Origin of the sequence: Yersinia sp. Marseille-Q3913 (assembly GCF_963892745.1) — a bacterium.
Classification (GTDB): Bacteria; Pseudomonadota; Gammaproteobacteria; order Enterobacterales; family Enterobacteriaceae; genus Yersinia; species Yersinia bercovieri.
Map to the genome: position 1 here is coordinate 235952 of NZ_CAWQAF010000022.1, position 20715 is coordinate 256666.

Below are 20715 nucleotides of genomic sequence, written 5' to 3' on the forward strand. Positions count from 1 at the left end.
TCATTAACGCATTTTATCTTCTAACCATTGGCTGGTTTGCAATAATGCGCGATGGAAATTGTCATACAGTGGCGTTGATGATATAGCCAATAATTTGCCGTCCGAGGACGAAGAGCAAATAAGTTTCGACTCCTCTTTCGGGCTGAAGGGATCATTTTCCCAGAAACCGGCCAGCATTGGCGTTTGGCAGCGCCGCCCTAATAACCCCTGCGTTTTCAAAGAATAGCGGTTCATTTCTGTTTTCAGTGTTTCATCAGAAGCATCTGCCATGCCCAAGCGACTGGCCATCACATCCATATACATGTCCGGCACTTTGCGCTGGCTATCACTGTTGCACAACAGATGATGAACAATCGGCCCAAGACATGCCACCGCGCGAACCCGCTGAGGTTCCAGATAACCTAAGCGCACCGCCACATTGGCACCGAACCGTAAGCCGAAAACAGTGACTCGCTGATGATCCACCCAAGGAATATTCGGCAATGCATGTAGCACTTGTTGATGCAGATAACTGGTGTCCTGGGTTAATTTCCAGCGTGATGATGCCCCCACGGATGGCATGTCGATGGTCAACATAGCTATCCCTTTGGGTGCCAGATAGTCGCGGAACAGGCGGTGATAATCACTTTGCAAGGTATCCAGCCCGCCACATATCAGCACCGTCGGAAATGGCGCACTGCCGACGGTTGGCATATGCAGGAAGCCGGAAAGGGTGCCACCATCGGAAATAGCGAAATCAAGTTTTTTCAGCGTGTAGGGCAGATGTTCAGCGGCGGCTTCATATGCGCGGTTAGACAGCACTTCGACCTGCTCGGCCAGCTCATCACCTTTCAGGTGCGGGTAACTGGCGATGCTGTAGAGATTGGCCGCATTTAACCAATATTGACCTGCATTCATCGGGTCAGCTTCTTCCATCGCTTTTTGCTGCCACTGCATCGCTTGATGGGCCCACTCATAAATCCAGTTGCCGTTACGATAACCCACCACAGTATCCAGCAGTTCGTTATCGCTATGTTCCGCTTTTGAGCAGGCAATGCGCGATAAAACCTCTTCTATCTCAAGGGGATCGACACCACGCCAGGTCCACATCAGGCGGTTTATCATTCGATACCAATGGCTGGCAGTGTCGCCATCCAATGCTGAATGAACATTCATGGCCTGATTGCAATGGGCATGCCGAACTAAGGTCGAGGTTTCAGGGTGCTTAAATTTGGGTTTGAACAGAATTTCAGAAAGGTTGGCTTGTGCCATGGTAACAATAGCCTCCATAAGCCGTGATTCAGGCCCGGTAAGGGCTGCTCAGATGGAGTCAAGTGTACTCATACTGCGAGGAAAATGGAACGCCCGGTCAATACCGAGCGTTTAAAGTTGGCTAAATTACTTGCCGCTTAAGGGGGCAACAAAGGTCACCGCCATATCCCACGGCTGTTCAATCCATGTATCCTGCGGGATATCAACCACATAGTCATCGACTAATGGGCGACCCGCGGGTTTGGCGAAGATAGTGACAAAGTGTGCTTTAGGATACATATCGCGAATGGCTTTCGCGGTGCCACCGGTATCAACCAAATCATCAATCACGATAAAGCCTTCACCATCGCCTTCAGCGCGTTTTAAGACTTTAAGATCACGTTGATTATCATGGTCATAGCTAGAAATGCACACGGTGTCTACATAACGAATACCCAGCTCACGCGCCAGAATACCAGCCGGTACTAACCCACCACGGCTCACCGCGATGATACCTTTCCATTGCTCGGCTGGCAGTAAACGTTGTGCCAGTTTGCGGGCGTGAATTTGCAACATATCCCAGGTAACGACGTATTTTTCGCTCATAAAATGTAATCCCAGCCAGTATAAGAAGTGGCTTGCCATGTATCAGAAGGGGAAAAAAGGTTGCGCGAGATTATAGTGAGCCAGCCGGATAAAAACCAGCAATTATCTGGCTAATTAATCGGATCGGATACGGTAATTGTGCAGCGATACGCGCGCAATGCCAATGAAAGTGATATTCTCAATCTATCTCGCCATCTTGATGGCGGTTTGTCACTACCCCTAAAATCTTTAGTCATCAACCCAATAGCATCTCTGGCATCTCCATTGCGAGGCTGCCGATATGAGAATGCTATTACAGGAGACTTACAGTGTCTGAACTGTCTCAACTTTCGCCTCAGCCGTTGTGGGATATTTTTGCAAAAATCTGCTCGATCCCACACCCGTCTTACCATGAAGAAGCGCTAGCACAGCACATTATGACGTGGGCCAAAGAAAAAGGTCTGCACGCCGAACGTGATCAAGTCGGTAATATCCTGCTGCGTAAGCCTGCTACCAAAGGGATGGAGAACCGTAAGCCCGTGGCACTGCAAGCCCATTTGGATATGGTTCCGCAGAAGAATAATGATACGGTACATGACTTCACCAAAGACCCAATCCAGCCTTATATCGATGGTGAATGGGTTAAAGCCCGTGGCACCACATTAGGGGCAGATAATGGCATTGGTATGGCCTCCGCGCTGGCGGTGTTGTCTGACGACAGTGTCGAGCATGGCCCACTGGAAGTGCTACTGACCATGACCGAAGAAGCCGGGATGGACGGCGCATTTGGCCTGCAACCTAACTGGTTGAAAGCAGATATTCTGATTAACACCGACTCCGAGCAGGAGGGTGAAATCTATATGGGTTGCGCTGGTGGTATTGATTTCATCACTACCTTGGCGCTGAAGCGTGAAGCTATCCCCGCCGGTTACCAAACCTTAAAACTGACCTTAAAGGGCCTGAAAGGGGGTCACTCTGGGGCGGATATCCATTTAGGTTTAGGCAATGCCAATAAGCTGCTGGCCCGCTTCCTGTTTGAACAGGCAAAAGATTTAGATCTGCGAGTATTGGATCTGAATGGCGGTACATTGCGTAACGCAATTCCACGTGAAGGCTCTGTGACGCTAGCTATCGCCGCAGATAAAATCGATCAACTGAAAAGTTTGAGTCAAGACTATCTGGCGACGTTGAAAAACGAATTGGCCGCAGTGGAAAAAAATCTAACTGTGCTGCTAGAACCTGTCACTACCGATGCGCAAGCCCTGACGAAAGATACCCAACAGCGTTTGGTAGCATTGTTAAATGCGACCCCAAATGGGGTGATTCGTATGAGCGATGCGGTTAAAGGCGTGGTAGAAACCTCACTAAATGTGGGTGTGGTGACCATGAATGAGAATGAAGCAGAGATCATTTGCCTGATTCGTTCTCTGATCGACAGCGGCAAAGATTACGTGGTGAGTATGCTGACGGCAATTGGTCAGTTGGCAGGGGCTAAAACCTCGCCAAAAGGCGGCTACCCTGGCTGGCAGCCAGACCCTAGCTCACCGGTAATGGCGTTAGTGCGGGAAACCTACCAGAAGTTATTCAACAAAACGCCCAATATCATGGTGATCCATGCCGGTCTTGAGTGTGGTTTGTTCAAAAAACCTTACCCAAATATGGATATGGTGTCGATTGGACCAACCATGACCGGCCCTCATTCGCCGGATGAACAAGTTCACATTGAGAGTGTGGGTCAATATTGGCAACTGCTGACTGCGCTGCTAAAAGCGATTCCAGAACGTGCGTAAATAGGTTTAGCTAACCTATTGATAAGATAACGGCGGGCCTGACGGGTCTGCCGTTTTTTATGTCGTACTATTCCCAGCTAAGCAGTAGCTGCCGCTCAAGTTGTGGGTCAAGCAGAGTGACATGCAACCCCACCAAGCGCACTCCCCGCCCCCCACGCCGCTCGTTCCAGGCGGTTCGCGCCACTTGTAGCAAATCAGCTTTATTCAGTTGCGGCCAGACATGTTCCTGCGTCGTTTGCTGAAAATCATGAAATTTTAGCTTAACCCCTTGTCGGGCAATATGCAGATCTGGCCTCACCTTGCGTAAGCGAGTTTCCAACTCAATATATAGCTGCTCAATCAATGACTCACAGCTATCCCAATCATGAATATCTTCTGCCAACGTTCTTTCGACACCCACTGATTTACGTAAGCGATCCGGTGATACATGTCGCTCATCAATACCGTGGCTGCGCTCCCACAGCACATGACCAAACTTACCAAAACGCTTTAATAATTCAGCTTGCGGATAGTTTTGTACCTCACCACAGGTGACCAACCCCACTTCTTGTAAACGTTTAGCGGTCACTTTCCCGACGCCAGGAATTTTGCTCAGCGGCAAATCATGCAAGAAGGGCAAGACCTGATCGGGTGTTATCACATATTGCCCATTGGGCTTATTTAAGTCAGATGCGATCTTAGCCAGAAACTTTATGGGGGCAATGCCAGCCGAGGCGGTCAGATTCAGTTCATCAGCAATCGACTGGCGAATTTCTTGTGCAATTAAGGTGGCGGAGCCACTGCACGCAAGGCAATCCGACACATCCAGATAGGCTTCATCCAAGGATAGCGGTTCAATCAGTGAGGTATAGCGGGCGAAAATCTCACGGATATGCAGTGAGGCCTCTTTATATGCCGCCATTCGGCCAGGAATAACTTTAAGCTGCGGGCACAGTTTCAGTGCCATTGCCGTTGGCATAGCACTGCGGACGCCATAACGCCTTGCCGGGTAATTGGCAGTGCTGATAACACCACGCCGATCCCGACTGCCACCAATCGCGATGGGAATATCGCGCAGACTAGGATCGTCGCGCATTTCTACTGCCGCGAAGAAGCAATCCATATCCACATGAATAATTTTCCTCATGTTATCCCCCCAAGCAGACCACTGTATAAGAATACAGTTAAATGGGGAAAACTCAAGATTATCCTAACCCGCAGCACCTCCCCGATCCTTCAGTTGAAAAGCGATAGTAATTGTCCTAATCAAAGTGCCAACCAATTTCTCATATAACAGAATTGAATTCTGTTATTGAGGTTTTTAAGTGTTTTGTTATTTATTTTTATAAAAAAACCATTAAATTCGACAAGGTCGAAAAATGTTAGTTATATGATTAACATTCACCTCAGAAAGATTCATTATTAACTAATGGATGGAAACTAAATATCATGCGAAATTATATAATGGCTACTTTACTATTATCTTCTGGTTTTGCAGTAAATGCTCAATCCGTTACATCATCGGCATTACCCCTGACACCACAAATTATTGCTCACCGTGGGGGAACGGCGGATGCGCCGGAAAATACACTGCCAGCAATCAAAAAAGCGTTAGATAATGGTGCCAATGCAATTTGGATCACCTTGCAACTATCAAAAGATAATATTCCCGTATTGTATCGCCCCTCTGACCTTAAGGAATTAACCAACAAATCGGGAAAAGTATCTGCTTACACCGCCCAACAACTTGCACAAGTTGACGCCAATGTTACTTATGATAAAAAACATAATATTACGCCTAAACCAAACGTTCACATTGGCATTCCCACACTTGATGAGGTATTAAAACTATTTCCTACCACGACATTTTACCTTGATATCAAGTCTCCAGATGCAAATCCGGCAACCTTCGCCAAAGCATTGCAAAAAACACTTGAGGCGACAACTAAAGGTGAGGAAAACCGCCTATCCCGCACCCGAGTCTACTCCACCGATGATACTTATTTAACTGCGCTGGACACAGTGAATAAGACAAATGATCAATCACATCAGATAAAACGTTTCGAAAGTCGCGACTTTACGCGGACTCAGCTAGCCAATATCACCATGGATCATAAATGCAATTTACCCATAGATAATAAAGAGCGGTGGTATGGATTGGAATTACACCGAAATGTTGAAGTCGTGGAGAAATATACCCTAGGAGAAGGGCGTTCGAACGCCGTATTAAGCTGGGATAAAGAAGCGGTTGATTGTTTCCGTAAAAACACTAATGCACATATTATATTCTTCGGCATTAATACCCCAGAAGATTATAAGAAAGCAAAAGAGTTAGGCGCGGATGGTGTCATGGTTGATTCACCAGCCATGTTTAAAAAAATTGTGAGTGACGACAAGTAATTAAATATCTCTTTAGCTTAATCTAAATGATAAAGCCCCAGCCAACAGATAGCTGACTGGGGCTTTGCCTTCTCTACTTATTTATCGTATCGGCTCTATTTTTATCTATCTGAGCACTGGCTATAGAATACGATATTGATCCAGCGCCTTCTGGCGAGCAGCCTCTTTCGCCAAACGTTTCTTACGCGCATCACAAGGTTCAGGGCAATCACATACTTTTTCCATCCCCAACGCCCCAATGCCGCCACAACTGCCCTGTAAGGTTTTACGTTTTACGATATAGCCTAGTGACATCCCAGCGATAACCAATAGGAAAAAGACAAAGGACGCGATAAAAACAGTCAACATATCCCCTCCGATTAAGGCCGTTTTTGTCGATAAGGCTGGAATGCATCGGAATAGCGCTCCTCAAAGCCCTCATCGGTTTTGACTATCATAAGTACCGGAATACCGAGCAAATTAGCTAATGCCATTCCCCGCTCTGGTCCAAGGACATCTAACCCAGTAGATAGTCCATCAGCGGTCATACAGCTCGGGTCTAAAACGGTGATCGACACTAATCGATGATTGATTGGTCGACCGGTGTCGGGATCAATGGTGTGAGAATAACGTACACCATTCTGCTCGAAATAATTACGATAATCCCCGGAAGTGGCGATTGCCATACGGCCTGGCTCAATAATCTCTTGAGCACTTTGTGCCAGGCCAGACACTGGCTTTTCAATAGCAATACGCCATGGTTTGCTCTCTCCATTATTGCCACGGGTCCGCACTTCGCCACCGATATCAACCATATAATTGGTGATATTATTAGCTTCCAGATATTCAGCAACCACATCGACCCCATAGCCTTTAGCAATAGAGGAGAGATCGACATACAACTCGGGGATTCGTTTTACTAAAGCACCATTTTCTACAGCCAGTTTATCAATGCCGACCCATGCCCGTCGTTTGGCAATTTCAGCCTCGGTAGGCACCACATCAGGCCGCCCTTCTGGGCCGAAACCCCATAAGTTCACCAATGGCCCGACAGTCACATCCAACGCGCCATCAGTCAGGCGGTTAATTCGGATAGCTTCCCGTACAACTTTCGCCGTCGCATCTGAAACTGGGAAAGGTGTATTCACCTCGCGACTTTTGTTGAAACGGCTCAATTCAGAGTCAGGTCGATAAGTCGACATCTGGTCATTAACGGCTTCCAGCTCGCGGTCAATCTCCTGCTTTAACTTCTCTGGACTGGGTGTAGATGAGTCACTCACATACTTAATTGAGTATGAGGTTCCCATCGTTTTACCTTCGAGATTGATTTGCTCAGGACCACATCCCGTCAGCAGAAAAACCCCCACCACCACCATTAGCCAATGTATTAACTGTTTTTGCACGATATCCCCAATAGCTGTATTCCCTTTGTACTTGAAGCCGGATGGTAAAAATTAGCCACCGAAATCATCAAGCATAATATTATCGTCTTCCACGCCGAGATCTTTCAGCATCTTGATGACTGCTGAATTCATCATTGGCGGACCACACATATAGAATTCGCAATCTTCTGGTGCTGGATGGTTTTTAAGATAATTTTCCAATAAAACGTTATGAATGAACCCGGTATATCCCGTCCAGTTATCCTCTGGTTGTGGGTCCGAGAGCGCTACATGCCAACGGAAATTATCATTCTCGGCCTGTAACTGGTCAAAATCTTCTTCATAGAACATTTCACGCCGTGAACGGGCACCATACCAAAAACTGATTTTACGCTTCGAATGCAGTCGCTTGAGCTGATCAAAGATATGCGAGCGCATCGGTGCCATACCCGCACCACCGCCAATAAAGACCATCTCTGCATCAGTATCTTTAGCGAAAAACTCGCCAAATGGCCCGGAAATAACCACTTTATCACCCGGTTTCAGTGACCAGATATACGAAGACATAATCCCCGGAGGCGCATCAGGTTGTGAAGGGGGTGGCGCCGCAATACGCACGTTAAGCATGATAATACCGCGCTCTTCCGGATAGTTTGCCATGGAGTAAGCGCGTACAGTCTGCTCGGTGGCAACTGACTCATATCGGAACAAATTGAATTTATCCCAGTCGCCGCGATACTCCTCTGGCACATCAAAATCAGCGTATTTGACGGTATGCGGCTCAGCCTCTATCTGAATAAAACCACCCGCGCGGAACGGGACTACCTCACCATCAGGTATTTTCAGCTTTAACTCTTTGATAAAAGTAGCCTTATTATCATTAGAGATAACTTCGCACTCCCATTTTTTTACACCAAAGATCTCTTCCGGCAATTCAATTTTCAGATTTTGCTTCACGCTAACCTGACATGCCAACCGACACCCCTCTTTGGCTTCTCGCTTTGAGATATGAGAAAGCTCTGTTGGCAGAATATCCCCGCCGCCCTCTTTAATCTTTACACGGCACTGCCCACAAGAACCACCGCCGCCGCAAGCTGAAGAGACGAAAATACCGTGGCTGGACAGCATATTGAGCAGCTTATCCCCCGCCGGACCAACAAAACTTTTTTCCGCATCATCATTGATATCGACGGTAATATCGCCGGTATTTACCAATTTTGATTTGGCAAATAAAATCATCACCGTCAACGCCAACACGATGAGGGTAAACATCACTACGCCCAGAATTATTTCCATGAATTATTCCTGCTTTTATAGGCTCACACCGGCGAAAGACATAAACCCCAATGCCATCAATCCGGTCGTGATAAAGGTGATCCCTAACCCCTGTAAACCCGCAGGCACATTGGCATATTTCATTTTTTCTCGAATACCCGCTAACGCCACAATCGCCAACATCCAACCGAGACCGGAACCAAAACCATAAACAATCGATTCAGGGAAGTTGTAATCACGTTGTGCCATAAAGGAGACGCCGCCGAAGATGGCGCAGTTGACGGTAATTAGGGGCAAGAAAATCCCCAGCGCGTTGTACAAAGCTGGGAAATAACGATCGAGGATCATCTCCAGCACCTGCACAATGGCGGCGATAACACCAATAAAAGTGATGAAATTCAGAAAGCTGAGGTCAACACCCTCTACCAATGCGCCATCCCGCAACACCAGGTTGTAAACCAGATTGTTCGCTGGTACTGAGATACCCAAAACAACCGTGACCGCAATACCAAGGCCAAAAGCAGTGGATACTTTCTTGGAAACGGCCAGGAAAGTACACATCCCCAAGAAGAACGCTAAAGCCATATTTTCCACAAACACTGCGCGGACAAACAGACTGATGTAATGTTCCATCGTCAATTACTCCTTCTCAATCTGCGCAGGTTTCAGGGTTCGCAGACCCCAAATCAGCAAACCAATGATAAAGAATGCGCTAGGTGCTAGTAGGAACAATCCATTTGGCTGATACCACCCGCCGTTCTGAACCGTTTCAAGCACCGTCACACCAAATAGTTTACCGGAGCCAATCAGTTCGCGGACAAAGCCCACCAGCACTAACACCACGCCATAACCCAAACCGTTACCGATGCCATCCATAAAGCTTTCAATCGGTGGGGATTTCATCGCGTAAGCCTCAGCACGCCCCATCACAATGCAGTTGGTGATTATCAGGCCGACAAATACCGACAGCTGTTTGGATATCTCATAGGCATAGGCGCGTAGGATCTGATCCACCACAATAACCAACGAGGCAATAATTACCATCTGAACAATGATACGCACACTGTTTGGAATATGATTGCGAATCAATGAGATGAAGAAACTGGAGAAGGCCGTCACCAAGGTCACCGCCAGTGTCATCACTAAGGCAGTCTCCAACTTGGTTGTCACCGCCAGCGCTGAACAAACCCCAAGGATCTGTAACGCAATGGGATTGTTATCAAATAGCGGCCCGAATAAGACCCGCTTAATCTCTTTGGTATCAGCCATTTTTTAACGCTCCTTCGCGCACTTTTTTCAGGAACGGGCCAAAGCCGTTTTCACCAAGCCAAAAATCGAAGCTGTGTTGTACCCCGTTCGAGGTCAGCGTCGCCCCTGATAAACCATCTATCGCATGGGGATCGTTAGCTGGGGCACGCCCTTTCACGATACGGATAGCGGGCTGCCCCTGATCGTCAAATAGCCGCTTGCCAATCCACTGGTTACGCCAGTTTTGGTTTTCAATCTCACCGCCCAGCCCCGGCGTCTCACCATGATCGTAATAGGTAATACCGCGAACTGTTTTGCCGTCGCTATCAATGGCCACAAAGGCATACATCATTGACCAGAGACCAGAACCATAGACCGGCAGGACAATCTTATTGATCTGCCCGTTTTCACCGCGCACCAAATAGATTTCAACCACGTTAGCTCGACGACGGATACCGGCGATATCTTGTGCCGCAGTCAGTGCAACACTCATTTGGTTATCTCGCAGCGCCTGAGTGCGGTCAAATGTAGCGGGATCTTGTTTGATAAATTCGCCGCTTTGTAAATCCAGCAGGCGGGGTTCAATGCGTTCAGCAAACTCACGCTGCACTTCTTCCGCCGGCATTCTCGGTTGCAGTAAACCGGTCACCGCCAGAATATTGCGCTGCTTATCCAACAGGCGCTGCTCTTGCTGCTTAGCTTTCAAACCAACAGCCGCTCCTGCAACAATCACGGAACAGACCAAACACAGCACGATGACCACCAGCAACGTTTTGCCGATACTGTCATTATTCCTTGGTTTATCACTCGCCACGGGCTCTCCTCCGCTTGATATTGGCCTGAACAACCACATAATCGAACAGTGGCGCAAACAGGTTGGCAAACAGGATAGCCAGCATCATTCCCTCCGGATAAGCCGGATTGATCACGCGGATTAACACACACATGGCGCCAATCAAGCCGCCATACCACCACTTACCGGTATTGGTAAAGGAGGCCGAGACAGGATCAGTCGCCATAAAGACCATGCCGAAAGCAAAACCGCCAAGGACCAGATGCCAATACCATGGCATCGCAAATAGCGGGTTGGTAGTCGACCCTATCCAGTTAAATAAGCACGCGGTCGCAATCATGCCGAGCATCACACCAGCCACAATCTGCCAGGAGGCCACGCGGGCAAACAGAATAATGGCCCCGCCAATCAGAATCATCAACGTAGAGACTTCACCAATAGAGCCGGGAATATTACCGAGGAAGGCATCCATCCAAGTGATAGGTTGCTGGGTCACTGTGTTGAGCAAGCTGTGGCTGCCGTTAACAGTCCATTGTGACAATGGGGTGGCACCGGAAAAACCATCCGCAGCTGTCCACACCAGGTCACCAGATATCTGTGCAGGATAAGCAAAGAACAGGAAAGCACGCCCAGCCAAAGCGGGGTTGAGGAAGTTGCGCCCCGTGCCACCGAAGATCTCTTTGCCGATAACCACGCCGAAGGAGATCCCCAGCGCCGCCTGCCAAAGTGGCAGTGTCGGGGGCACAATCAGAGAGAATAAGATTGAGGTAACGAAGAAGCCTTCGTTGATTTCATGTTTGCGGACAATGGAAAAAACCACCTCCCAGAAACCGCCCACCAAAAATACCACCGCATAAATTGGCAGGAAATAGGCGGCACCCAGCACCATCTTACTTATCCAGCCAGCATCAGGAGCAAAGGAGACCCCCAGCATCTGTGCCAGTTGGTAATGCCAGTCACTGGCAATAATCTGTTGCAGCTCCGCGCCACTGTAGAGTTGGTTCAGCGCCGGGATCGCCTGAGCGCCGACGTTGTACATCCCCCAGAACATGGTCGGGAAGACCGCCAGCCAGACCAGAATCATCATCCGTTTCAGATCGATGGCATCTCGCACATGAGAAGCACCCGGCGTGACTTTGCCCTGAGTATAGAAAATGGTGGCAGCAGCTTCATACAGCGGATAGTACTTCTCTAATTTGCCACCCGCTTCAAAGTGGTGCTCTATCTTCTCAAGAAAATTTTTCAGGCCCATAGGTTATCCTTCCTGCTCAATCTTGGTCAGTATGTCGCGCAGTACCGGACCGTATTCGTACTTCCCGGGGCAGACAAATGTGCATAAGGCCAGATCTTCTTCATCCAGTTCCAGGCAACCTAGCGCCTGCGCGCTATCGGTATCACCAGATAGCAAGTCACGCAGCAGATGGGTCGCCAAAATATCCAGTGGCATCACCCGCTCATAGTTACCAATGGGCACCATGGCGCGCTCTCCGCCCTGCATATTGGTGGAGAAGGCAAACAATTTGTGTTTGAAGAAATGGCCCAGTGTCGTGCGAGTAATAGAGTATTTATCGCGACCTGGCATCACCCAGCCGAATAGCTCTTTTTCTCGCCCTTCGCGGATAACCGACACTTGCTGATGGAAACGCCCAAGATAGCCATGGGTGGCGGAGAAAGCAGTACCACTGAGGACTGAGCCAGAAATAATGCGGTTGTCATCCTCTTTCAGCCTATCGGCTGTCAATTCAGACAAACTGGCACCCAAACAGGTGCGCAGTAAAATAGGTTGATTCACTTGCGGGCCAGCTAATGCGACGATGCGGTCACTGCACAACTCACCACGGGTAAACAGTTTACCGATAGCAATGACATCCTGATAACCCACATGCCAAACTGTTTTGCGCGCACTGACGGGTTCAAGGAAGTGAATGTGGGTGCCAACCAGACCTGCCGGATGCGGGCCGGAGAACTCATTATAAGTGACCTGCGCGTTCGGATGACTGGTAATCACCGGCCCCGGCGCATGACAAACATGCACTTTACCTTCAGTTAAGCGCGTCAGCACGGTTAAGCCATGCTTAAAAGCGTCAGGTTCAGTGGCGATAATCACCTGCGGATCGGCCGCTAGCGGCTGGGTATCCATCGCGCTGACGAAGATAGCCCGTGGGTGACTACCAGGCAGTGGTGTTTTGCTGAAAGGGCGAGTTCGCAATGCTGTCCATAAACCAGAAGCCAGCAAAGAGTTTTGTACTTGTTCATAGCTCAATTGATTGAGGGACGCCTCAGGGTAAGGCTCGAAAGGAATTTGCTCATCCCCTTCAACTTCAATCACGACAGATTGCAGCACACGACGCTCACCCCGGTTGATGGCGCTGACCTTGCCGCTGGCCGGTGCGGTATACATCACGCCCGGATTTTTTTTGTCTTCAAACAGAACCTGACCTTTCTTAACCCAATCGCCTTCTTGCACCAACATTGAGGGACGCATGCCCACATACTCCTCACCAAGCAGCGCGACATGACGAATAGCAGGACCATCTTCTATCACCTGCAAAGGTGCGCCAGCGATGGGGAGATCGAGTCCTTTCTTTATTTTAATCATAAGGTTGGACAACTTTATTAGTGATATCAAATGCTGTACTTGAACCCAGAGTGTACAGCCACAAAAAGGGAAGATACTTTCACGACTCATTTAAACGGCGGCTTAATGCCGAGTCAATTGGACAAACATGAATGCTTACTGAAAGAATCTCTGAAAATAAGCGCTATATCCTCTCACGTGAATGTCACTGATGAAATAGCCATTCGGCGAGCGGATTAGCAGTGGTCGATTTTAGCATTTACAACTTGCACTGTCTGACAAATGCAGTGACTTGAGTCAAGCAAACACAAATAATTTCCAGTTAAATTCTCAATACATTCGGTAAAATCGTTTCATCGACTCAATTTTACCGAATTGGTACTTATTTTATACAAAACATATATTGCTAAAAAAGCTCCGACTGATAATCTGCGCCTATAAATCAAAAGATGCAGTGGCATAATTTACATAATATAAGTAGGAATAATAAATGAGCAAAATCGCGCCGTTGTTTGCGACGATAATGTTTGCGGTAATAATTTGTTTGCCTGCGGTATCCTTCACCAGCTCAGCCAGTGAGCCAGTGGCAGTGTCCAAAGAGCTAAAACAGCAATTACTCGGGTCATCGGTCTATATTCAGATCTTCAAAGAAGAACGTACTCTGGAATTATATGCCCGATTACAAGGCGAGTATCGGCTGGTACAAAGCTATCGTATTTGTGAATTCTCAGGGGGGCTTGGCCCGAAACGCCGTGAGGGTGATTTCAAAAGTCCGGAAGGGTTTTACAGTATTGATATGCGCCATTTAAAACCCGACAGTAAATTTTATCGGGCAATCAATATTGGCTTCCCAAATGATTATGACAAGTCACAGGGCTATTCAGGGAAATATCTGATGATCCATGGCGCTTGCAAATCAATCGGCTGTTATGCAATGACCGATGCCTATATGGACGAGATATTTAACTACGTGCAAACGGCATTTATCTTTGGTCAGGAAAAGGTCGATATCAGTATTTATCCATTCCGCATGACTGAGCAAAACATGCAGCGCCATCGTAACTCTTCGGATTACAGTTTTTGGCGTCAATTGCAGCCGGGATATAGCTACTTTGCCAAGAACCGGATGCCGCCTGCGGTTTCTGTGATCAACGGGCAGTATGTACTGAGCCGCCCGCCTATCTCCAGCGCACCGGAATCGCAGTACGCACTGACCAAATCAAATTTGCTCACCAAAGCAGAATAATGAAAACTCACCTGGTGCAATTTTGTGCCAGGTTTCATTGACTGTCAGTGGTTGAGTCGCTATCACCGTGACCACATCGTTAGGTGTGGTCTGCCGCTGAAAATCGATCTCCACATCTTGATCCAGCAACGTCGCTTTGCCGAAAGGTGCACGGCGGGTTATCCAATATAAATTGGTCGAACAGAACGCCATCACAAAACGCCCATCCGAGAGCAGCATATTAAACACCCCTTTAGCGCGCAATTGCTCACATAAAGTGGCGATATAGCGGAATACCGCTGGCCAGTTACTAGGGGTGCGAGGATAGCGTTTTGCCAATTGATTCAGCAACCAGCAGAAAGCGTATTCGCTATCGGTCTGGCCGATGGGCCGAAAAGTGCCAGTATCTAGCTGACGATAACCCTTAAGCTGGCCGTTGTGGGCGTAAGTCCAGTTTCGCCCCCACATTTCACGGGTGAATGGGTGAGTATTTTCTAACGCCACTTCACCGCGATTGGCCTGACGGATATGCGAAACCACTGCGCAGGATTTGATCGGATAATCTTGCACCAGGCGGGCAATCGGTGAATTAAAGCTAGGTTTGGGATCTTTAAACGTGCGGCAGCCATTACCTTCATAGAAAGTGATGCCCCAACCATCTTTATGTGGGCCAGTCCCCCCGCCTCGTTGCACCAGGCCGGTAAAGCTAAAACAAATATCCGTGGGAACATTTGCGCTCATCCCGAGCAATTCGCACATAACCAACCTCCCGCGTATACCCTTCACTCTTGGTGTTGCAGCGGTGTTAGCTGCGCTTTGGACTCACTAGACTGCGATATCTTTGATGAATATTTGAGGTAATCAACGCCATTAACATCACAGTTGATCACCTCGGCACATCAAGCTTTTACCATCTCTTTTTCAATCAACTGAATCAAGATATGAATCGCTTTGATATGAATTTCCTGAATACGATCGGCATAGCCGAAATGGGGAACCCGAATTTCAATATCCGCAGTGCCCGCCATTTTACCGCCATCTTTGCCTGTCAGGGTGATGACCTTCATGCCTTTGGCTCGAGCAGCCTCAATCGCTTTAATGATATTACCTGAATTACCTGACGTGGAAATGCCAAGCAATACATCCCCTTCGCGGCCTACGGCTTCAACATAGCGAGAGAAAACATAGTCATAACCAAAATCATTGCTAACGCAAGAGAGATGGCTGACATCTGAAATCGCAATCGCCGGATAACCAGGGCGATTTTCGCGATATCGGCCGGTCAACTCTTCGGCAAAATGCATGGCATCACAATGGGAGCCACCATTACCGCATGACAATACTTTGCCGCCAGCCTTAAAAGAGTCAGCTAATAGGATGGCTGCACGCTGAATGGCATCGATATTCGCATCATCTTTCAGAAAATTTGCCAACGTATCTGCTGCTTCGTTCAATTCACTGCGGATTAAATCGTGGTACATGGGAGCCTCTTTATAGTCCTATACCTAAATAATTCGAGTTGCAGGAAGGCGGCAATTGAGCAAATCCCCAAGAGCTTACATCAGTAAGTGACTGGGGTGAACGAAGGCAGCCAACGCACGTGCAACTTGAAGTATGCCGGGTAGATGGCATCAATATCTTCCTGCGCCAGTGTACCGGATCGCATAAACAGCGAGAAGCACTGTAATGAATTAGGCGTAAGAGTTTTCGCAAGGATTGCGAACAATCTGTGAGGTGAGTTGTAAATAACATGTAATGGTATTGATAAAAATAATGAGATGAACTAAAACAAATGTATCACTCAACAGGTCAGACCTCCTACATCTCAGGAGCTTTATCATGATGGTTCTTAGCGTTGTTGCCTTGCTGGTTCTTATTGGTGTGCTGTTCTATCACCGGGTGAACCTCTATCTCAGTAGTTTGATTCTACTGGTTTACACCGCCGCAATGGGCGCGTCGCAGTTATGGTCATACTGGGCATTATTGCCGCTGGTGATTGTTTTACTGCCATTGCTACTCACGTCACTGCGCCGGTCACTATTTTCTGCACCTGCATTGCGCATGTTCCGCAAAGTCATGCCAGCGATGTCACGCACCGAAAAAGAGGCGATAGATGCCGGTACGACTTGGTGGGAAGGTGATCTGTTCCAGGGGCAACCCGACTGGAAAAAACTGCATAACTACCCAAAACCGCAGTTAACCGCAGAAGAGCAAGCTTTTATCGATGGGCCAGTTGAAGAGGCCTGTCGTCTGGCGAACGATTTCCAGATTACCCATGAACTGGCTGACTTGCCGCCAGAACTGTGGGCCTATCTGAAAGAGAATCGCTTCTTTGCGATGATCATTAAGAAAGAGTACGGCGGTCTTGAATTCTCAGCCTATGCTCAGGCCCGTGTGCTGCAAAAGCTCTCTGGCGTATCAGGTATTCTGGCTATCACCGTGGGCGTGCCTAACTCCCTCGGCCCCGGAGAATTACTGCAACATTATGGTACTGAAGAGCAAAAAAACCATTATCTGCCCGGTTTGGCCCGAGGTGACGAGATCCCTTGTTTCGCTCTGACCAGTCCGGAAGCCGGTTCTGATGCCGGTGCCATCCCAGATACTGGCACCGTCTGCATGGGTGAGTGGCAAGGTAAACAGGTGCTGGGTATGCGCCTGACCTGGAACAAACGCTATATTACCCTCGCGCCTATCGCCACGGTGCTCGGTTTAGCATTCAAATTATCTGACCCTGAACATCTGCTGGGAGAGACCGTTGATTTGGGGATTACCTGCGCCCTGATCCCAACCAATACCCCTGGGGTAGAGATTGGTCACCGTCACTTCCCGCTGAACGTGCCCTTCCAAAATGGCCCGACGCGCGGTAACGATATCTTTGTCCCGATTGATTACATTATCGGCGGGCCAAAAATGGCTGGGCAAGGCTGGCGGATGCTGGTGGAGTGTCTGTCGGTCGGGCGTGGTATTACCCTGCCGTCCAACGCCACGGGCAGCTTGAAAAGTGTGGCCATGGGTATTGGTGCTTACGCCTATATTCGCCGCCAGTTCAAAATTTCCATCGGTAAAATGGAGGGAATTGAAGAGCCATTGGCGCGTATTGCAGGTAACGCCTATGTGATGGACGCCGCCGCCACTTTGGTCACCAGCGGTATCATGCTGGGTGAGAAACCGGCGGTGTTATCAGCCATTGTTAAGTATCACTGTACCCACCGTGGTCAGCGCGCCGTGATGGATGCGATGGATATCGCCGGCGGTAAAGGCATCTGTCTGGGGCCAACCAACTTTATCGCGCGCAGTTATCAGGGGGCCCCTATCGGTATCACCGTTGAGGGGGCGAATATCCTGACTCGCAGTATGATTATCTTCGGTCAGGGAGCAATTCGTTGCCATCCGTTTGTACTTGATGAGATGGCGGCGGCACAATCCAACGATGTCGCCGCTTTCGATAAAGCCCTGTTTGGGCATCTGGGCCATGTCGGCAGTGCCAAGGTGCGCAGTTTCTGGCTCGGCCTGACCAATGGCCGTACCAGCGCCGCGCCGGTGAAAGACAGCACTCGCCGTTACTACCAACAAATGAACCGACTGAGCGCCAATCTGGCACTGCTGTCTGATGTCTCGATGGGTGTGCTGGGTGGCAGTCTGAAACGTCGTGAGCGTATTTCTGCCCGCCTGGGGGATATTCTCAGCCAACTGTATCTGGCATCGGCCACACTGAAACGCTATGAAGATGAAGGCCGCCAGAAAGAGGATTTGCCACTGGTACATTGGGGCGTTCAGGATGCGTTGAACCAAGCGGAGCAAGCGCTGGACGATCTGTTACGCAACTTCCCAAATGGCTTGATTGCTGGGTTAATGCGATTTGTGGTCTTCCCATTGGGCCGCGTGCATCAGGCACCATCCGACCAACTGGATCACCAGATTGCGCAATTGCTGCAAGTGCCATCTGCCACCCGTAGCCGTATTGGTCGCGGTCAATACCTGACGCCGAGCGAGTTTAATCCGGTCGGTCTGCTGGAAGCCGCATTGCAGGATGTGATTGCCGCAGAGCCTATTCATAAGCGCCTGAGTAAGGAAGCGGGCAGGAGCCTGCCATTTACTCGCCTGGATGTGCTGGCGAAACAGGCACTGGCGGAAGGGAAAATCAGTGCTGAGGAAGCGGCTATTCTGACCAAAGCGGAAGCTAGCCGTCTGCGCTCAATTAATGTCGACGAATTTGAAGCTGATGAGTTGGCGGCCAAACCCGCGGTAAAGCAGCCAGCGAAGCAGCGGCACACTGAAGCGGCGTAATAGATTTACCTTATTGATATCTATGTCTACTCAAGCCCCCAATTTCTCACTGGGGGCTTTTTTATCCCCCTATTCAGCACGACAGTCATCAAGTAAATCACGGACGATCAACCCAAACTGCTCAGGCTTACCGGTAAACAGCACATTATCGGGCTGAACCTGCAACAGTTGGCGGCGCAAGCTATTACGCCACTGGTTATCCGTAATCAGCCGCACGGCAACCGCGATATAGTCGGCCACATTATGAGTTATCAGTGCTTCAGCCAACCCCAAACGGCGAAATAGCCCCTCATCTATATGCTCATGAACTTCAGCTCCACTTAGACAAACGCCCGGTAGCCCCTGCCGCACAGTATCGACGATGCCATTGGTATTGCCGAAGGGAAACGGGTTAATAAATAGGTCGCACTGATTAATCACCTGTAAATAATCCAAATACCCCAAATGTTCATAAACGATGGCTTGCGGAACAATGTAATTAACCGCTTTTTCCATGACGCGATGGCTAATCCCCCAGCAAAAACCTACCAGAAAATGAAACACCACTGGCGTTGAGGTTCGCTGGGTAATTTCTGCACAAGTGGCTAAAAAGCGAGGGTTAATTTTCATGGCGGAGGCACAAACAGCAATATGCACCTCAGGTCGCTCAGCGAAATGCTGAATAGGTTCAGGCTGACTCACATTGGCAGGTGGCACATAAGGTAGGCAGTCTTTGGGTAACGAAACCACTTTTTCGGAGAAACAGGCGGTATCCCCCAAATAATCCTCTTCCACTAACACCGCATCAATATAGTCTGAATGTGTCGTCGCAGGGTGGCCTAACGCCATCACCTGTAGGGGAGCTAGCCGTAAATTGGTCAGCGCAACGGTGAGCGGGAACATGCCGACACTGGGGAAGTAGATCACATCCGGCTGCAATTTTTTTGCCAATACCACAATTGCCTCGACCGCCCCCACCCGGCTAACTTCGGTGAAATCATCAAATACCTGCTGAGTTATGGCATCTGTGGCCTCAACAATGGTGACACCATGGGTAGAGAACTGTGCACGGGCAGCACGCAATGTACTGGAGTGGGTTCGATAGATAGAATGGCCGCTGTTAAACCATTCTAAAATAACCAGCATCAATGGTTTGTCCCGTGATGGTGGAGCTAAGTCACTATCCGATAGACCATTGTGGAGCAGTGCGTGACGTAGATGAAAATTGATACTGCGTTTTATGCGGTGCTTTTCTGCCCTATCCGCATAGCTGCAATGCATGTAAACATCGTGCAGGATACGTTCAGGTAAGTGCTCAAGACTCTCCAGTGTTAGGAGTTTTTCAGGTAACCAATCCAGTAAAAGCTCACGTTTTGCATGTCCTCCCGCGCTGGGTAAAATCCGGGGGGATAATAGCGCCAGAAACAGCGCCGCCGCCGCCTGCGGATTGAATTGCCACAATATATCCGGCTGAAGAGGCACACCCGACTCAGGCAGATACATCAGACAAAATTTCAGAAAATTATGCTGCTCGAACCGCAGAGGATGCGCACACCCCTCCCCCGCCTGATTAAGATTAGTAATGACATGATCCGCGTGACCAAACGGCGAGGCAGCAAAAATCAATGCAATCCAGCGGTGAAAATTAATGAGCTGCAAGAAGCCCTTTTCTGATAGCACAAATCCGGGATCAGAAAATAGCGTTCCAATGGCTGCCGCCAAACGACTGCAATAATGCTCCTGCTGCGCTAACGACTGCTTATTCAGGGAAAAAACATCCCAACGACCATAGTGGCTATCTAATTGTTCCAGCATTAGAATCAGTCGTCGCCCCGCATCTTCATAGCGTCGGGTACAGACTAAAAACTCAAAATAGGATAATGAAAATAACGTTGACTCATCAACCGCTGGCGCAACCTCAACTGTTTTTTCCACCATTGACAACTCTCCCTGCAATTTGATCTTTCCACCCGCATGAAACTAAT

Annotated in this window: 18 protein-coding genes; 4 read left to right on the forward strand and 14 right to left on the reverse strand. The window is 48.8% G+C overall.

What is annotated here, in order from left to right; all coding sequences use genetic code 11:
• Nucleotides 1–3 precede the first annotated feature (3 nt).
• Nucleotides 4–1251, reverse strand: a complete 1248-nt coding sequence (frsA, locus tag AACW11_RS11405) for an esterase FrsA (protein WP_212584364.1) — start codon at nucleotides 1249–1251, stop codon at nucleotides 4–6.
• Between the two features lie 126 nt (nucleotides 1252–1377).
• Nucleotides 1378–1836: a xanthine phosphoribosyltransferase gene (gene gpt, locus AACW11_RS11410; RefSeq protein ID WP_004873509.1), complete on the reverse strand. Its 459-nt coding sequence runs from the start codon at nucleotides 1834–1836 to the stop codon at nucleotides 1378–1380.
• 308 nt (nucleotides 1837–2144) lie between these two features.
• Here gpt and pepD point away from each other — a divergent pair, with 308 nt between their 5' ends.
• Entirely contained in the window at nucleotides 2145–3605 is a 1461-nt protein-coding gene (gene pepD / locus AACW11_RS11415) for a beta-Ala-His dipeptidase (protein WP_212584365.1), read from the forward strand.
• Nucleotides 3606–3672: 67 nt separating this feature from the next.
• Here pepD and dinB read toward each other — a convergent pair whose 3' ends face one another.
• On the reverse strand, nucleotides 3673–4731 hold the full coding sequence (gene dinB, locus AACW11_RS11420; RefSeq protein WP_212584366.1) for a DNA polymerase IV: 1059 nt from the start codon (nucleotides 4729–4731) through the stop codon (nucleotides 3673–3675).
• A gap of 302 nt (nucleotides 4732–5033) precedes the next feature.
• Between dinB and AACW11_RS11425 the strand changes: the two genes are divergently transcribed.
• On the forward strand, nucleotides 5034–5984 hold the full coding sequence (locus AACW11_RS11425; protein WP_212584367.1) for a glycerophosphodiester phosphodiesterase family protein: 951 nt from the start codon (nucleotides 5034–5036) through the stop codon (nucleotides 5982–5984).
• 120 nt (nucleotides 5985–6104) lie between these two features.
• Here AACW11_RS11425 and nqrM read toward each other — a convergent pair whose 3' ends face one another.
• The 8 genes from nqrM to AACW11_RS11465 all read right to left on the reverse strand — a co-directional run bounded on the left by nqrM (nucleotide 6105) and on the right by AACW11_RS11465 (nucleotide 13260).
• Nucleotides 6105–6332, reverse strand: a complete 228-nt coding sequence (gene nqrM / locus AACW11_RS11430) for a (Na+)-NQR maturation NqrM (RefSeq protein ID WP_005274941.1) — start codon at nucleotides 6330–6332, stop codon at nucleotides 6105–6107.
• Between the two features lie 11 nt (nucleotides 6333–6343).
• Entirely contained in the window at nucleotides 6344–7339 is a 996-nt protein-coding gene (locus tag AACW11_RS11435) for an FAD:protein FMN transferase (protein WP_249192727.1), read from the reverse strand.
• A gap of 78 nt (nucleotides 7340–7417) precedes the next feature.
• On the reverse strand, nucleotides 7418–8641 hold the full coding sequence (gene nqrF / locus AACW11_RS11440; protein WP_212584369.1) for an NADH:ubiquinone reductase (Na(+)-transporting) subunit F: 1224 nt from the start codon (nucleotides 8639–8641) through the stop codon (nucleotides 7418–7420).
• A gap of 15 nt (nucleotides 8642–8656) precedes the next feature.
• On the reverse strand, nucleotides 8657–9253 hold the full coding sequence (nqrE, locus tag AACW11_RS11445; protein ID WP_005274947.1) for an NADH:ubiquinone reductase (Na(+)-transporting) subunit E: 597 nt from the start codon (nucleotides 9251–9253) through the stop codon (nucleotides 8657–8659).
• Nucleotides 9254–9259: 6 nt separating this feature from the next.
• Entirely contained in the window at nucleotides 9260–9889 is a 630-nt protein-coding gene (locus AACW11_RS11450; RefSeq protein ID WP_032898036.1) for an NADH:ubiquinone reductase (Na(+)-transporting) subunit D, read from the reverse strand.
• Nucleotides 9882–10682: a Na(+)-translocating NADH-quinone reductase subunit C gene (locus AACW11_RS11455; protein ID WP_212584370.1), complete on the reverse strand. Its 801-nt coding sequence runs from the start codon at nucleotides 10680–10682 to the stop codon at nucleotides 9882–9884. Before AACW11_RS11455 ends, AACW11_RS11450 begins: the two co-directional genes overlap by 8 nt.
• The gene (locus AACW11_RS11460; protein WP_212584371.1) at nucleotides 10672–11913 is read right to left on the reverse strand and encodes an NADH:ubiquinone reductase (Na(+)-transporting) subunit B; all 1242 of its coding nucleotides are present in this window, start codon (nucleotides 11911–11913) and stop codon (nucleotides 10672–10674) included. Before AACW11_RS11460 ends, AACW11_RS11455 begins: the two co-directional genes overlap by 11 nt.
• Nucleotides 11914–11916: 3 nt before the next feature.
• Nucleotides 11917–13260 carry a Na(+)-translocating NADH-quinone reductase subunit A gene (locus AACW11_RS11465; RefSeq protein WP_212584372.1) on the reverse strand — a complete coding sequence of 448 codons (1344 nt, stop codon included), beginning with the start codon at nucleotides 13258–13260 and terminating at the stop codon, nucleotides 11917–11919.
• Between the two features lie 469 nt (nucleotides 13261–13729).
• Between AACW11_RS11465 and dpaA the strand changes: the two genes are divergently transcribed.
• Nucleotides 13730–14485: a peptidoglycan meso-diaminopimelic acid protein amidase gene (dpaA, locus tag AACW11_RS11470; protein WP_212584373.1), complete on the forward strand. Its 756-nt coding sequence runs from the start codon at nucleotides 13730–13732 to the stop codon at nucleotides 14483–14485.
• Here the strand turns inward: dpaA and AACW11_RS11475 are convergent.
• On the reverse strand, nucleotides 14459–15223 hold the full coding sequence (locus AACW11_RS11475) for a class II glutamine amidotransferase (RefSeq protein ID WP_212584374.1): 765 nt from the start codon (nucleotides 15221–15223) through the stop codon (nucleotides 14459–14461). The two genes, dpaA and AACW11_RS11475, sit on opposite strands and share 27 nt — an antisense overlap.
• Before the next feature lie 140 nt (nucleotides 15224–15363).
• Nucleotides 15364–15945 carry a D-sedoheptulose 7-phosphate isomerase gene (gene lpcA / locus AACW11_RS11480; protein WP_212584375.1) on the reverse strand — a complete coding sequence of 194 codons (582 nt, stop codon included), beginning with the start codon at nucleotides 15943–15945 and terminating at the stop codon, nucleotides 15364–15366.
• Between the two features lie 358 nt (nucleotides 15946–16303).
• Between lpcA and fadE the strand changes: the two genes are divergently transcribed.
• Nucleotides 16304–18751 carry an acyl-CoA dehydrogenase FadE gene (gene fadE / locus AACW11_RS11485; protein WP_212584376.1) on the forward strand — a complete coding sequence of 816 codons (2448 nt, stop codon included), beginning with the start codon at nucleotides 16304–16306 and terminating at the stop codon, nucleotides 18749–18751.
• Between the two features lie 69 nt (nucleotides 18752–18820).
• Here the strand turns inward: fadE and AACW11_RS11490 are convergent, their stop codons facing one another.
• A complete protein-coding gene (locus tag AACW11_RS11490; RefSeq protein ID WP_212584377.1) occupies nucleotides 18821–20668 on the reverse strand; it encodes a glycosyltransferase in 1848 nt (615 codons plus the stop codon).
• Between the last annotated feature and the right edge of the window lie 47 nt (nucleotides 20669–20715).

Excerpts from the sequence above, each read along its gene's own strand:
- nqrM (WP_005274941.1), bottom strand. The coding sequence starts at position 6,332 with ATGTTGACTGTTTTTATCGCGTCCTTTGTCTTTTTCCTATTGGTTATC.
- AACW11_RS11490 (WP_212584377.1), bottom strand. The coding sequence starts at position 20,668 with ATGGTGGAAAAAACAGTTGAGGTTGCGCCAGCGGTTGATGAGTCAACG.
- AACW11_RS11465 (WP_212584372.1), bottom strand. The coding sequence starts at position 13,260 with ATGATTAAAATAAAGAAAGGACTCGATCTCCCCATCGCTGGCGCACCT.
- nqrE (WP_005274947.1), bottom strand. The coding sequence starts at position 9,253 with ATGGAACATTACATCAGTCTGTTTGTCCGCGCAGTGTTTGTGGAAAAT.
- AACW11_RS11450 (WP_032898036.1), bottom strand. The coding sequence starts at position 9,889 with ATGGCTGATACCAAAGAGATTAAGCGGGTCTTATTCGGGCCGCTATTT.
- gpt (WP_004873509.1), bottom strand. The coding sequence starts at position 1,836 with ATGAGCGAAAAATACGTCGTTACCTGGGATATGTTGCAAATTCACGCC.
- fadE (WP_212584376.1), top strand. The coding sequence starts at position 16,304 with ATGATGGTTCTTAGCGTTGTTGCCTTGCTGGTTCTTATTGGTGTGCTG.
- AACW11_RS11435 (WP_249192727.1), bottom strand. The coding sequence starts at position 7,339 with ATGGTGGTGGTGGGGGTTTTTCTGCTGACGGGATGTGGTCCTGAGCAA.
- dinB (WP_212584366.1), bottom strand. The coding sequence starts at position 4,731 with ATGAGGAAAATTATTCATGTGGATATGGATTGCTTCTTCGCGGCAGTA.
- dpaA (WP_212584373.1), top strand. The coding sequence starts at position 13,730 with ATGAGCAAAATCGCGCCGTTGTTTGCGACGATAATGTTTGCGGTAATA.
- AACW11_RS11460 (WP_212584371.1), bottom strand. The coding sequence starts at position 11,913 with ATGGGCCTGAAAAATTTTCTTGAGAAGATAGAGCACCACTTTGAAGCG.
- AACW11_RS11475 (WP_212584374.1), bottom strand. The coding sequence starts at position 15,223 with ATGTGCGAATTGCTCGGGATGAGCGCAAATGTTCCCACGGATATTTGT.
- frsA (WP_212584364.1), bottom strand. The coding sequence starts at position 1,251 with ATGGCACAAGCCAACCTTTCTGAAATTCTGTTCAAACCCAAATTTAAG.
- lpcA (WP_212584375.1), bottom strand. The coding sequence starts at position 15,945 with ATGTACCACGATTTAATCCGCAGTGAATTGAACGAAGCAGCAGATACG.
- nqrF (WP_212584369.1), bottom strand. The coding sequence starts at position 8,641 with ATGGAAATAATTCTGGGCGTAGTGATGTTTACCCTCATCGTGTTGGCG.
- AACW11_RS11425 (WP_212584367.1), top strand. The coding sequence starts at position 5,034 with ATGCGAAATTATATAATGGCTACTTTACTATTATCTTCTGGTTTTGCA.